The organism is Actinomyces oris (assembly GCF_001937445.1).
GTDB lineage: Bacteria > Actinomycetota > Actinomycetes > Actinomycetales > Actinomycetaceae > Actinomyces > Actinomyces acetigenes.
Map to the genome: position 1 here is coordinate 1 of NZ_MSKS01000013.1, position 13,298 is coordinate 13,298.

General features: G+C 68.9%; 8 protein-coding genes and 1 tRNA gene. 6 read left to right on the top strand and 3 right to left on the bottom strand.

The genetic code is table 11. From position 1 onward, the window contains the following. A partial coding sequence (locus BKH20_RS04165) for an ATP-dependent helicase (protein ID WP_075390051.1) occupies nucleotides 1-1,764 on the top strand: 1,764 nt, incomplete at its 5' end. Nucleotides 1,765-1,794: 30 nt separating this feature from the next. Here the strand turns inward: BKH20_RS04165 and BKH20_RS04170 are convergent. Together BKH20_RS04170 and BKH20_RS04175 are read right to left on the bottom strand one after the other, a co-directional pair. After that, nucleotides 1,795-2,784 carry a hypothetical protein gene (locus tag BKH20_RS04170; protein WP_075390052.1) on the bottom strand — a complete coding sequence of 330 codons (990 nt, stop codon included), beginning with the start codon at nucleotides 2,782-2,784 and terminating at the stop codon, nucleotides 1,795-1,797. Between the two features lie 169 nt (nucleotides 2,785-2,953). Beyond that, on the bottom strand, nucleotides 2,954-4,183 hold the full coding sequence (locus BKH20_RS04175) for a YlbL family protein (RefSeq protein ID WP_075390131.1): 1,230 nt from the start codon (nucleotides 4,181-4,183) through the stop codon (nucleotides 2,954-2,956). A gap of 258 nt (nucleotides 4,184-4,441) precedes the next feature. On the opposite strand from BKH20_RS04175, the gene BKH20_RS04180 reads away from it, so the two are divergent. Beyond that, complete coding sequence (locus tag BKH20_RS04180; RefSeq protein WP_075390053.1) at nucleotides 4,442-6,007, top strand: zinc-dependent metalloprotease; 1,566 nt, start codon at nucleotides 4,442-4,444, stop codon at nucleotides 6,005-6,007. A gap of 77 nt (nucleotides 6,008-6,084) precedes the next feature. Here BKH20_RS04180 and BKH20_RS04185 read toward each other — a convergent pair whose 3' ends face one another. Beyond that, the gene (locus tag BKH20_RS04185; protein ID WP_075390132.1) at nucleotides 6,085-6,666 is read right to left on the bottom strand and encodes a PPA1309 family protein; all 582 of its coding nucleotides are present in this window, start codon (nucleotides 6,664-6,666) and stop codon (nucleotides 6,085-6,087) included. A 234-nt stretch (nucleotides 6,667-6,900) separates the two neighbouring features. Between BKH20_RS04185 and BKH20_RS04190 the strand changes: the two genes are divergently transcribed. From BKH20_RS04190 to BKH20_RS04210, 4 genes are all read left to right on the top strand, one after another. After that, complete coding sequence (locus tag BKH20_RS04190) at nucleotides 6,901-10,083, top strand: UPF0182 family membrane protein (RefSeq protein ID WP_075390054.1); 3,183 nt, start codon at nucleotides 6,901-6,903, stop codon at nucleotides 10,081-10,083. Nucleotides 10,084-10,202: 119 nt separating this feature from the next. Beyond that, nucleotides 10,203-10,279, top strand: a tRNA-Met gene (locus tag BKH20_RS04195). Between the two features lie 1,075 nt (nucleotides 10,280-11,354). Further along, the gene (locus BKH20_RS04205) at nucleotides 11,355-11,573 is read left to right on the top strand and encodes a hypothetical protein (protein WP_075390056.1); all 219 of its coding nucleotides are present in this window, start codon (nucleotides 11,355-11,357) and stop codon (nucleotides 11,571-11,573) included. Continuing rightward, nucleotides 11,570-13,225, top strand: a complete 1,656-nt coding sequence (locus BKH20_RS04210) for an Eco57I restriction-modification methylase domain-containing protein (protein ID WP_218638148.1) — start codon at nucleotides 11,570-11,572, stop codon at nucleotides 13,223-13,225. Before BKH20_RS04205 ends, BKH20_RS04210 begins: the two co-directional genes overlap by 4 nt. Nucleotides 13,226-13,298 lie beyond the last annotated feature (73 nt).

The following is a 13,298-nucleotide window of genomic DNA, read 5'->3' on the forward strand; positions in this document are numbered from 1 at the left end:
TGGCCCACCGCCATCGGCGGGCGCCGCCCCGACATTCAGGCCCACAAGGCACCCCTGGTCGGCGCCGCCGCCCGCCGCCTGGGCCTGCCCACCGACCGGGCCACCGTGCGGGACCTGGCCGCCGAGGTCGAGTGGGCCAAGGTCACCATGACCCTGCCCGAGGACTACGCTCAGGCCGCCGTCGCCGCCGGCCGTACCGGCGTGGCCGGGCAGGAGGCGGCCACGGTCGCCCAGGTCCTGTCCCTCTACGAGGAGGCCAAGAGCGAGCGCGGCGTCATCGACTTCGAGGACGTGCTCCTGCTGACCATCGGGATCCTCCTGGACCGCGAGGACGTCGCCGCCCAGGTGCGCGGCCAGTACAAGCACTTCGTCGTCGACGAGTACCAGGACGTCTCCCCGCTCCAGCAGCGCCTGCTGGACCTGTGGCTGGGGCGGCGCCGCCAGCTGTGCGTGGTGGGGGACGTCTCCCAGACCATCTACTCCTTCACCGGGGCCACGCCCACCTTCCTCACCGGCTTCACCACCCGCTACGAGGGGGCACGCACCGTGCGCCTGAGCCGCGACTACCGCTCCACCCCGCAGGTCGTCTCCCTGGCCAACCAGGTCCTCTCGCGCTCGCGGCGCGGAGGCGGAGGCCTGCACCTGCCCGCCGGCGCCGTCGAGCTGGTCGCCCAGCGACCCAGCGGCCCCGCCGTGCGCTTCGAGACCTACGACGACGACATCGCCGAGGCCGAGGGAGCTGTCGCCCAGGTGCGCCGCCTGCAGGCCGCCGGGGTCCCCCTGAGCGAGATCGCGATCCTGTACCGCACCAACTCCCAGTCCGAGGTCTTCGAGCAGGCCCTGGCCGGAGCCCAGATCGGCTACCTCGTGCGCGGCGGCGAGCGCTTCTTCGAACGCGAGGAGGTCAAACGCGCCATGGCCGTCATCCTCGGGGCCGCCCGTACCGAGAAGGCCACCCTCGCCGGTGACCTCGGCCAGGACGTGCGCACCGTTCTGTCCCGCGAGGGCTGGAGTGAGGAGCCGCCCGCCCCCCGCGGAGCCGTGCGCGAACGCTGGGACGCCCTCAACGCCCTGGTGGCCCTGGCCGATGAGATGGCCCAGACCCGCGGCGCCGACCTCGATGCCTTCCACACCGAGCTGCGTGAGCGCGCCGACGCCCAGAACGCCCCCACCGTCGAGGGCGTCACCCTGTCCTCCCTGCACGCCGCCAAGGGCCTGGAGTGGGACGCCGTCATCCTCGCCGGCGTCTGCGAGGGGCTGCTGCCGATCTCCCTGGCCGAGGGGCAGGCCGCCATCGAGGAGGAGCGGCGCCTGCTCTATGTCGGCGTCACCCGCGCGCGCGAGCACCTCATCATCTCCTACGCGCGCGCCCGCAACGCCGGGGGGCGGGCCGCCCGCAAACCCTCCCGTTTCCTGGACGGCCTGTGGCCTACCGGCCACGATGCCACAGACGCCTCCCGGCGCCAGGGCCGCCGCAGCGCCAAGGAACGCTCCCGGCAGTCCGCCGCAGACTTCGAGGCCAACAACGACCCCCGCACCATCGCCCTGTTCGAGGAGCTGCGGGCCTGGCGCTCCCAGGTCGCCAAGGAGAGGGGCAGGCCCGCCTACACGGTCTTCGCCGACGCCACCCTGCGGGACATCGCCGTCGTCAAACCCACCAGCCTGCCCCAGCTCTCCCTCATCCGCGGCGTGGGCGCCACCAAGCTCCAGGACTACGGTGGGCCGGTCCTGGCCCTCCTGCGTGACTTCGAGTCCGGGGACTGAGCGGCCAGGCGAGATCCTGCCCGACGGCGCTCACAGCTGCGAGCACAGGCACTCGGGGTGACGCTCCCAGGCCCTGTGCCGCCCCCGGGGCTCCTGGCCGGTGACCTCCACCGAGTGCGTGGACCACCACATGGCCGAGCCCCCGCTGCCCTCGCTCGCCTCCCCGCCCGGTTCGGCCTTGTCCTGGGCGCCGTCGGCCCCGGATGCCCCGCCCACCAGCGTGTCGATGACGGCCCGAGCCGTTGACGCCGCGGCCTCGTGCAGGACCAGGTGCTCGACCTCGGGCATGGGCAGGGTGCGCATCTGCGTGGCCAGCGCCGGCCAGCACGGGTCAGCGTCCCTCTCCCACAGGTCCAGGCAGGTCGAGCACGGACCCTGAGCGTTGAGTACCGGGCCGATGCGCACCCCCGCCTCGCCGACGACGACCGGCAGGTGCACCACGTCCTCCTGAGCGAGCCGGCGCGCGAGCAGCGGCTCGACCACGTGCGCGTCCACCGTCACCATGACATCGGGACGGGTGCGCAACGGCGCCCGCGTCCTCAGGGCCGGGAAGCGCGCCGACAGGAGCGGAGCCAGGCCCCCGTCCTGCGGGGAACGGGTGGACAGGATCGTGCCCACCCCGGCCTCCGCCAGCCACAGGGCAGCCTCCTGAGCCAGGGTGCTCACGCCGTGAATGGCCAGGACGGACTGGGACAGGACCGCGCCTCGGCCCTTGACATCAGCTCCCAGCCGATCCCAGTAGACACCGTCGGCCCCACCGAGCTCGCTGGTCGCTGAGGCCACCAGCACCCCCTGTCGCTCCAGGTCCGCGACGATCTGACGCGCGCGCGTCACCGGCACCCGGCTGCGCCGGGCGGCCCGGTAGACGCCTGCGCTCTCCAGGTTGCGCGCGAACTCATCGAGCAGGCGCTGCTCGGCCAGGCTCAGGTCGCTGACAATGGTGCGCCGTCCGGGGCTCGTCCCGATCTGGCTGACGCCCTGCTGGCGCCACAGGATGGCGCACCCACCACGTACACGCATCGTGCCTCCTCTCAGTCCTCCCGGAACCCGAAAGGGGCACCAGGAGCTCGACGTCCTGGCGAGAGCGTCAGGACACAGGGCGACAGTGGCACGGGGCGCGCCCAAGCCGCCAGAGGCAGTTGCCGGCCTGTGGATAACTGTCCACGGCCGAATGCCGGTCCCACAGGAGTCACTTGGCTGAGCAGGTGGCCAGGCCGGAGGTGTCGCCCGACGCGATTGCCTGAGTGGCGGTGACGGCCTCGTGCAGGGTGCTGACGGCGAAGACCTGCATGCCTTTGGGCTCATGGCCCTTGACCTCGTCGCAGTTGCTTGCCGGGGCCAGGAAGAACGTGGAGCCCGCCTTTCTGGCGCCGGCCATCTTCTGCTGGATACCGCCGATGGGACCGACCTGCCCAGTCATGTCGATCGTCCCGGTCCCGGAGATGTCCTTGCCCCCGGTCAGGGCCCCGGGGGTGATCTCGTCAACGATCCCCAGGGCGAACATCATGCCGGCACTGGGCCCGCCGACATCGGACAGGCTGAAGGTGGCGTCCACCTTGCTGTCCACCGAGATCTTCAGGCTCAGGCCCAGCAGGGAACCGGTCGTCCCCTCCTGCGGGGCGATCGTGGTGAGTGCGGCGCTCGCCTGCTGATCGCCGCGGCGCACGCCGAGGGTCACTCGCGTGCCCTCGGCGATGGTGGTCATGAGGTCTCGCAGCTGGGAGAAGGAGGTGATGGTCGTCGTCTGGCCGCCCTCAGGGGTGATGGTCTCCAGGACGTCCCCGGCCTGGATCTCCGTTGAGGTCTGCTGCTTGGTCACCTCGGTGACGGTCAGGTGCATGGTGCCGGCCTTGCCGGTCTCCACGAGCGCGGCGATGACGGCGGAGTCCTGCGAGGCGGTCATCTGGGCCTTTCCGGTCTCCTCGACCTGCTCGGCGCTCTGATCCTGGGGGCACACCTGGTTGCGGTCCACGATCCGCCTGTCCGCCGAGAACCAGGCGGCGATGAGGTCGGCCGTGGTCACCGGGTAGCCGGGGCAGCCCGACACCGAGACCGTCGTCATCCGCAGGGCTCCCTCGGTCGGGTAGGTCTCCGCTCCCGAGACCTTCAGGACGTCCTGGCTCGACGACGAACCGTTGTCCAGCACGTTCCAGGTTGGGCCGGGGGCCTCGATGACCACGTTGATCGGTACCGTGAAGACGGCGACGATGAGGGCCACCACCACAAGGACCGCCCCGACCGCCACGGAGCGCCGCAGCCTGCGCCGACGCCGGTCCTGCCGGGAGGGCTGCGTGTGCGGGGCCTCGGAGTGCCCGGCCTGGTCGAGCCGGTCGCCTTCATGCTCCCGCACCGGCTGGGTGTTGTCTGGGGCGGCTGAGCCTGCAGCGTCGGCGGCGTCGTGCTGGTTTGGGTGCGTCACGCGCTCATCATGCGACATCTTCCTGGGGAAGACGGACAGATATCGACACGAACCCGGCACGAACCCGGCACGAAGTCGACACAGTGCCGACACGGAGAAGACCTGGGCCCGACCGGGACGGTGCGGGCACGCCGTCGGCGAACGGAACATAGCCTTGGCACCGGAATGGATGCGACCATAAGGCCGTTAGCGACAGTGTCCAGGCGCCCCAGACGGCCCGGACGATGCCCAAGGATGACCCGGCGAGAGGAAACCCCCGTGAGCGAGGACGCCTTCGACGAGCTCGAGAAGATGCTCGCATCACTGTTCGGCGAGCAGATGGCCTCCGACGCCGTCAGCGCCCTTCGCTCATCCGGGGTGGATCCCAGCTCCATCGCTCAGATGCCGGGTGTGGGGGACGTCTCCCAGCTCAGTCCCGCCCAGCTGCTGGCGATGCGGGCCCAGTTCCAGCAGATGTTCTCCGCCTCCACCACCGAGCCGGTCAACTGGCAGATGGGGCAGGAGCTGGCCCTCCAACAGGCGCGTGGCAACGGCGACCCCACGGTGACCGCCGCGGTCGCCGAGTCCACGCGCCAGGCCCTTCAGGTGGCCGACCTGTGGCTGGACACCGCCACCGAGCTCATGCCCGCCCCCGGGCAGCGGGAGGCCTGGAGCCGCGGCACCTGGGTTGAGCGCACGCTGCCGGTGTGGAAGGACGTGTGCGCCCCGGTGGCCGAGGCTGTCACCGTTGCCCTGGCCCACACTCTGGAGAAGCAGATTCGGGACATGCCGGCTGAGATGGCGCAGGCCGCCCAGCAGATGGGGGCGCTCGGGTCCATCATGCGCACCATGGCCGGCACGGCTTTCGGCCTCCAGATCGGCCAGGCCATCGGTGAGCTCGCCAAGGAGGCGCTGGGGGCCACCGACACCGGCCTGCCTCTGACCCGCGAGCCCGGCACGGCACTGGTTCCCGCCAACGTGGCTGCCTTCGCCGAGGGGCTGGAGGTTGATGAGGACGAGGCCCGCATGTTCCTGGCCGTGCGGGAGGCCGCCACAGCCCGCCTTTACGCCCACGTGCCGTGGCTGCGTGGACAGGTGCTCCAGGCAGTGGTGGCCTACGCCCGTGAGATCCGCATCGACACCGACACCCTGGAGTCCGCCGTGGCCCAGGTGGATCCCAATGATCCCGACGCCCTGCGCGAGGCCCTTGAGAGCGGGCTGTTCGCGCCCCAGGAGACGGCGGCTCAGCGCGAGGCCCTGGAGGACCTGGAGACGTTGCTGGCACTGGTCGAGGGCTGGGTCGAGGTGGTCACCGCCCGCGCGGCCGCACCGCACCTGCCCCACCTCATGGCGCTGGCCGAGATGATGCGCCGGCGCCGGGCCCAGGGCGGCGCCGCCGAGCAGGTCTTCGCCCGCCTCATCGGGCTGACCTTCCGTCCCCGCCGGGCCAGGGAGGCCGCCGAGCTGTGGGCCCACCTGGGCGCCCAGGCCGGTGACGCCGAGCGCGACGCCTTCTGGAACCACCCCGATGTCATGCCCACGGCCTCCGAGCTCGCCAACCCCAAGGACTTCCTCACCATGCGGCGCATGGCCCAGGACATTGACGCCGAGATCGACGCCGACCTGGCCTCCCTGCTGGACGGGACCCTCGGCTACGCCGAGGGCGCCAAGGAGGCCGATGAGAACAGCCCTGAGGGGCTCGGGGACCGGATTCCCGCCTCCGACGAGGACACCTCCTCGCCGGAGCCCGGCCAGTCAGCCGACCCCGCCTCGGACGGCGCCGGGGACAACGACTCGTCCGGAGAGCCCGACGAGCAGGACCCAACCGGCACGGACAAGGTCTGAGATGCGCAGGGCTGCGACGCGCGGGGCTGCGCGGCGCCGGAGACCGGCGTTGAGCGCTCGCCCGCCCCGGTGACCGGTTATAGGAAGGTCGCCGCCAGGGCCTCGACCAGCCCGGGGACCAGGCGCTCGCCCTGGTAGAGCGAGGCGTCGTCGTCGTGGCTGCGTGAGCGCAGCGTGCACCAGGACTGTCCGCCGCGAAGGACCCCCACCACCATGCGGATGTCCTCGCGGTCCGGGCGCTCCTGGAGGAAGGCGAGACGCTCGGCGGCATCGGTGATGGCTTCGGCCTCCTCCTGGGCCGCAGGCGGCAGGACCAGCCGCTCGACGCTGATGGCGGCGCCGTGGACGGAGTCGGGCCAGGCGAGCTGGGCCAGCAGGTGCTCCAGGTCCGTGGCGGGCGGCAGTCCCTCCTGCTCCACCACCATGAGCAGCTCGGGGTTCGTGCGGGCCTCCTCCACGGTGGCGGTGTCCAGGAGGTCGGCCACGTCAGGGTCGGCGTCAAGAGCCTCGGCGGTGCGCACCAGTGCGAAGACGCGCACCGGCTGGTCCCAGCCGTGGGCCGCCACGTGGGTCTCCGTCTCTGTCACCGCGCGGGCCAGGGCCTGTGCCGCTAAGGCTGCGGCTCGACCCGGGCCCGGGGCGCTCGCCTCGTCATGCATCGTGTCAGTCACCCCGCCATCGTCTCACTGGTGGTGTCGACTCCTCCAATGACGAGGCTTCATCACTCAGGGGGCGCGCCGTGGCCGCCCGAGGCGTTATCTCATCCTGGAGAAGGTTATGGGCGTGTCAGAGGTGTGTGGGACGATGGCCTGAGCGGCCCCTCCGGCCGATGACGCCGTGTTTCACCGTGTGCGAGGCGGCGCCACCACGCACGTCAGACAGGGAGCAGGATCGTGAGCACCAGGCCCGACGACGAGTCCCCGGACTCAACCCCCGAGGAGTCTTCGAGCAAGTCCACCGGCTCATCCCGGCAGGGGAAGCCTGACAAAGGGGCCGGACTGTTCGGCCTCGGGCGCATGGGCGGGGGAGGGCCCCGTCCTCCCCGCGCACCGCGCAGCAGGACAGGCGGCGGTCGTCCCGGCCCCCTGGCCCTGACCATCTCGATCATCGCGGCCATCGCCGTGGCCATCGGCATCTTGTCGCAGGTGTGGACCGAGGTCCTCTGGTACAGCCAGATCGGGTACGCCCGCGTGCTGTGGACGCAGTGGATCGCCCTCATCGTCCTGTTCCTGGTGGGATTCGCCATCATGTTCGGGGCCGTCTTCGTCTCAATGACCAGGGCCTACCGTGCCCGCGAGATCGGGATGCCCGACGACGAGGCCACGCGCAACCTCGAGGCCTACCGCTCCGTCATCGAACCCGTGCGACGTCGCCTGACCTGGGTGGTGCCCGCGGTGCTGGCCCTGTTCGGCTCGGCCTGGGAGCTGGCCCCCAGCTGGCGGGAGATTCTGCTGGCCTTCAACTCCCAGTCCTTCGGAGTCAAGGACCCCCAGTTCGGTATCGACATCTCCTTCTACGTCTTCATCCTGCCCGCGGTGCTGACGCTCATGTCCTTCCTGTCCGGCGTCGTCCTGTTCTCCGGGGTGGCCTCCATCGTCGTCCACTACCTGTACGGCGGTATCTCCGTGGTGCGCAAGCCCCACTTCACCAAGGCCGCCCGCATGCACCTGGCGGTCTTCCTGGCGCTGTACGCCGTCATTCGGGCCGTGGGCTACTGGCTGGGTCGTTACAGCGCCCTGTACGCCTCCAACTCCAAGTTCGACGGCGCCAACTACACCGACGTCAACGCGGTCATCCCCGCCAACGCGATCCTCGCGGCCATCGGACTGGCCGTGGCGATCCTCTTCGTCGCCTCGGTGCGCTCCAGCTCCTGGCGCCTGCCGATCATCGGTGTGGCCGTCATGATCGTCTCCTCCCTGGTGGTGGGGACCGCCTACCCGCTGGTCATCCAGAAGTTCATCGTCGACCCCAACGCCCAGCGCCAGGAGGCCGAGTACATCCAGCGCAACATCAATGCCACCAAGGCCGCCTACGGCTTGGAGAACGTGGAGACCACCAACTACGACGCCACGACGAAGACGGCGGCCGGCCAGCTGGAGAAGGACGCCGAATCCACCACCTCGATCCGGCTTCTGGACCCCGGGCTCATCTCCCCGACCTTCCAGCAGGTCCAGCAGAACAAGCAGTACTACTCCTTCGCGAACCGGCTCAACGTGGACCGCTACAAGGTGGGCTCCACCAGCCGGGACACGGTCATCGCGGTGCGTGAGCTCAACCTGTCCGGCCTCGGCGAGCAGCAGCAGACCTGGGTCAACGAGCACACCGTCTACACTCACGGCTACGGCGTCGTGAACGCCTACGGCAACACGGTGGCCACCCGCGGCTACCCCTCCTTCTGGGAGGGGGGCATCCCCTCCAAGGGCGACCTGGGCGAGTACGAGCCCCGGATCTACTTCGGTCAGTCCTCGCCGTCCTACTCCATCGTGGGAGGCAAGGACAACGGCTCGCCGCGCGAGCTGGACTACCCCGATGACGAGTCCAAGACCGGTCAGGTCAACACCACCTTCGCCGGCAACGGTGGGCCGAGCGTGTCCAACCCGTTCAACCGTCTGCTCTACGCCGCCAAGTTCCGGGAGGCCAACATCCTCTTCTCCCAGGAGGTGCGCGAGGGCTCTCAGATCCTCTACGACCGGGACCCGGCCAAGCGCGTCGCCAAGGTGGCCCCTTGGCTGACCCTGGACAACAGCCCCTACCCGGCCGTCGTCGATCACGATGACAACCCGGCCACCCCCAAGCGGGTCATGTGGATCGTCGACGGTTACACCACGACGAACAACTACCCATACGCCCAGCACGAGTCCTTGGCCAAGGCGACGGCGACCGCCGACAACAAGGGCGGTCTTCTCAGGGCGCCGGAGGAGTCCAACTACGTGCGCAACTCCGTCAAGGCCGTCGTGGACGCCTACGACGGGTCGGTCAAGCTCTACCAGTGGGATGACAAGGACCCGATCCTCAAGTCCTGGCAGAAGGTCTTCCCCGGAACGGTCATGCCCATGAGCCAGATGAGCGCCGACCTCATCGCCCACATGCGCTACCCCGAGGACCTGTTCAACGTCCAGCGCACCATGATGGCGACCTATCACGTCAACGACGCCGCGGAGTTCTACTCCGGTGGAGACTTCTGGAAGATCCCGGACGACCCGACCACGCCCAGTCAGGACCAGCAGGCCCCCTACTACCTGACCCTCAAGATGCCGGGGCAGGAGCAGGCGAGCTTCTCCCTGTCCAGCGCCTACATCATCGGCGGAAACACCAACCGCAACGTGCTCACCGGTTTCCTCGCCGTGGACTCCGAGACCTCTCCCGGCACCGGGAAGAAGGGGGAGCGCAGCCCGAGCTACGGCAAGCTGAGACTCCTGGAGCTTCCCCGGTCCTCGAACGTGGCCGGGCCCGGGCAGGTGCAGAACATCTTCGACTCCAACCCGGAGATCTCCAAGGAGCTGAACCTCCTGTCCCAGGAGGGCTCCCAGGTCATCAAGGGCAACCTGCTGACGCTGCCCGTGGGAGGCGGTCTGCTCTACGTCCAGCCCGTCTACGTGCAGTCGTCGTCCGGCACCCAGTACCCGCTGTTGCGCAAGGTACTGGTCTCCTTCGGGGACAACGTCGGATTCGCCGACACCCTCTCGGGTGCCCTCGACCAGGTCTTCGGCGGTAACTCCGGGGCGACCACGGGTCAGGAGGCCATCGACGGCGATGCCGCCGCGGCCAATGACACCAACGAGACGACCGATGGCAAGGACCCGACGGCGGATGGCGGAGCCAAGGCCTCGCCGAGCCCGAGCGCCGCGCCCACGGCCTCGGCCAGCGCGCCGCCCAATGCCTCCGCCACCCCGCAGGCCTCGGAAACCTCGGACCCGAAGGCGGAGCTCAACCAGGCGCTCTCCGACGCTCAGACAGCGATGACCGACGCGGACACAGCCAGGAGCAAGGGCGACTGGGCGGCATACGGCGATGCGCAGAAGCGCCTCAACGATGCCGTCAAGCGGGCCGTTGCGGCCCAGCAGAAGCTGGGCTGAGCCCGCTCGGAGCACAGCATGAGGGCGTGCCCTGCGATCCGCCTCACCGGGCGGTGAGCAAGGGCACGCCCTCGCCATTTGCCTTGGGGGTGGGATGCCCCTAAGGTTGGTGACACCGACGCGGGGTGGAGCAGTTCGGTAGCTCGCCGGGCTCATAACCCGGAGGTCGCAGGTTCGAATCCTGTCCCCGCTACCAAGGCCGTATCGGCGGTAGGAACCCCGGCACCGAAAGGTGCCGGGGTTTTCTGCGGATTACCGCTCAGAACCACAATCACCCCGACTTTCAGTTGTTATCACAACGCAAAGTCAGATCTTAAGCACCACGTTCACGCCGATAACCCAGGTTGGAGGATGAGCTCCATGTCGCCCGCCAGTGCGGCGCGGACGCTATGGCGGGAACTGCCCGCCCCAAGCATCCACACCGACCCACACCCCTTGGAATCAATCATCTAGGAGCTGTGTCGTCTCATATCTTCTGGGAGTGTCGGGTGTCATGACGTCTCAGGACACTGGTGGGGTGGGTCTGCCGGATGGGAGAGCTGCTGCTTGGGCCTGTCGGAGGGGGCCGGCCCGGTCACTGTGGTGGCTGCCCGGTGTCGTCTGGATGCACTGCACGAGGGTGGGGTGCTCCTGGAGGAGGGTTAGGGGTACTTCGGGTGGGTGGGGCCTTCGTGCAGTACGCACAACCCGTGGTCAGTGGAGCCCGACCCTCGTGGAGTAGACCGACTCGAGGCGAGACTCAAGGCGGAGCCGGCGTCGAACCATGGCCTCCGGGACCCTGCGCAGGCAGCGGGCAGGGGGCGGACCCGTGGCGGAGGCGCCGGGCTGTGCCACCGAGAACCCCGGACTCGCTCCTGCGCTGCCCGGTGTCCACAGCGCTGACATGAACAAGCCTGCTGCCAAAGCACCCCCGTGGGGATCGTTGGAATCCTGCGGTTCTTCTTCGGTGGGCGACGCTGACTCGCTCGTCAATGTCATCCAGGAGGCCCTCAACGCGATCCGAGTCCCGACCTCGATCCCTGCGCTCTGAGGGCAAACCATTATGTCGACCACCGCTGGCTCAGCCATCGGTGCTCCTGTCGCAGGTGACCACCAACAAGGTAACGGGCACTGCCCCAGCCCAGGGAGCTGTGGAGTCCTCCGACTCGAAGCCAGTGTCTGATATTGACCGTTTTGGACACCGCGACGCGCCGAGCGACACGCGACCAAGAACCCTGTTCAATAAGCCGGCTCTCCCAGGCCCGTGGGCCCGGCTGTCGGATGATCGGCCTGTGACCACCATTGGCTACGTGCGGGTCAGCACCGCGGACCACTCCCTCGGCATACAGCTCGATGCCTTCAACGCCGCCGACTACACCCATGTCTTCACCGACACGGCCTCGGCGCCCTTGACTCGCGCCCCGGCCCCACTTTTGCCCTCGCTTGCCCTCGACGCCGCCGGCCTCGCCGTCTTGGCGGTTGCCCCGGCGGTCAGGACAATGGGGCCATGAGTATGACGGCGTCGGACGACGTCCCGGAGGTGCGCAAGGCCCGCGGGGCGTTCTTCACCCCGCCGGCTATCGCTGCCTTCATCGCCAACTGGGCGATCTCGAGCTCAAGCGACACGGTCCTCGAACCCTCCATGGGGGACGCCGAGTTCCTCACTCACGCTGTCGAGCGTCTCGCCGATCTAGGCAACGGTGAACCGATAGTTTGGGGTTCTGAGCTACACGCCTACTCCGCCGAGGCCGGAATCGAGCGCGTCACGGAAGCCGGTGGAAAGGCCGTCGTCGAGGTCGGTGACTTCTTCGACCGCCCCGTGGACCAACGGTTCACTGTCGTCATCGGCAACCCGCCCTACATCCGCTTCCAGGACTTCTCCGGGCGGGAACGAGCCAAGGCCCAGTCCGCAGCTCTGCGCGGCGGCGTGGCGCTCTCGGGCCTCGCTTCAGCATGGGCTGCTTTCACTGTCGCGTCGTCCCTCCATCTGGCCCGAGGCGGCCGCCTCGGTTTCGTCCTGCCAGCCGAGCTGCTCAACGCCAACTACGCCGCACCGGTGCGCCAGTTCCTCTTCGACCACTTCACCGGTATCGAGCTTGTCACGTTCACTAAACGTGTCTTCGCTGAGGCTGAGACCGAGGCCGTGCTCCTTCTCGCCTCCGGCTATGACGAGGGCACCTCCACGACGATGTCCTTCCGCCAGGTCACCAACGCCGACGCCCTCGACGACCTCGGTCCCGTCCTCACCTGGGAACCTGCGGATCCTGCAGGTAAGTGGTCGGGTGGGGTCGTCTCCGTTGACGCAACGGCCGCTCTCGTCGATGCCGCGGCAGCCGGAACCTTCACCGCCCTTGCGACGTGGGGGAGTCTCAGGCTGGGCATGGTCACCGGACGCAACACCTACTTCGCCATGACCCCCGCCATGGTCAAGGACGCCGGTCTGTGCCGTAGCGAGACGCTCACGCTCTCCCCGCCCGGGTCGAACCACCTCCGTGGTCTGACCCTGACGTCGGCGGACATGCGACGCCTAGGTGCGCAAGGCAAGCGAACCCGTCTGTTCTACCCCCGCGAAGGGGCGCTCTCCGACGGCGCTCGGGCCTACCTCGACGCCGGTATTGCCAAGGGCGTCGACAATGCGTACAAGTGCCGCGTCCGCCGCGTGTGGTGGCAGGTTCCCCTGCTCAAGCCCGCGGACCTTCTGCTGACCTACATGAACGCCGACACGGTCCAGATGGTCAGCAACGAGGCCAAGGCGTATCACCTCAATTCCGTCCACGGCGTCTACCTCGCCCCCGAAAACCGCGAGCTCGGGCGTGAGCTGCTGCCTCTTGCCTCGCTGAACTCCCTCACGATGCTCTCCGCTGAGATCACGGGCCGTGCCTACGGAGGCGGGGTCCTCAAGATGGAGCCCGGCGAGGCGGCTAAGTGGCTCACCCCGTCGCCCACGACGCTCGCAGCTGCGAAGCCGGCTCTCGACAGCCTCCGCGGCATCGTCGCCGATCTCCTCGATGCTGGGGACCTCACCGCAGCCGTGTCACTCGTTGATGAGGTCCTCCTCGTCGATCACCTCTCCCTAAGCAACCAGACTGTCAAGGCGGTCCGCGACGCGCGGGACCAGCTCGCTGACCGGAGAAAGGCACGTGGTCGCAGTGTCCAGGCTTGAGTCGCGCCTCTTGGAAGCCCTCGAGTCATGCGGTCCCAAGGCGGACGACGCCGAACCACAGTCCACGAAGAAG

What these genes read in the sequence shown, in the direction of transcription:
- BKH20_RS04210 (WP_218638148.1), top strand. Translation starts at nt 11,570, where the DNA reads ATGAGTATGACGGCGTCGGACGACGTCCCGGAGGTGCGCAAGGCCCGC.
- BKH20_RS04170 (WP_075390052.1), bottom strand. Translation starts at nt 2,784, where the DNA reads ATGCGTGTACGTGGTGGGTGCGCCATCCTGTGGCGCCAGCAGGGCGTC.
- BKH20_RS04185 (WP_075390132.1), bottom strand. Translation starts at nt 6,666, where the DNA reads ATGCATGACGAGGCGAGCGCCCCGGGCCCGGGTCGAGCCGCAGCCTTA.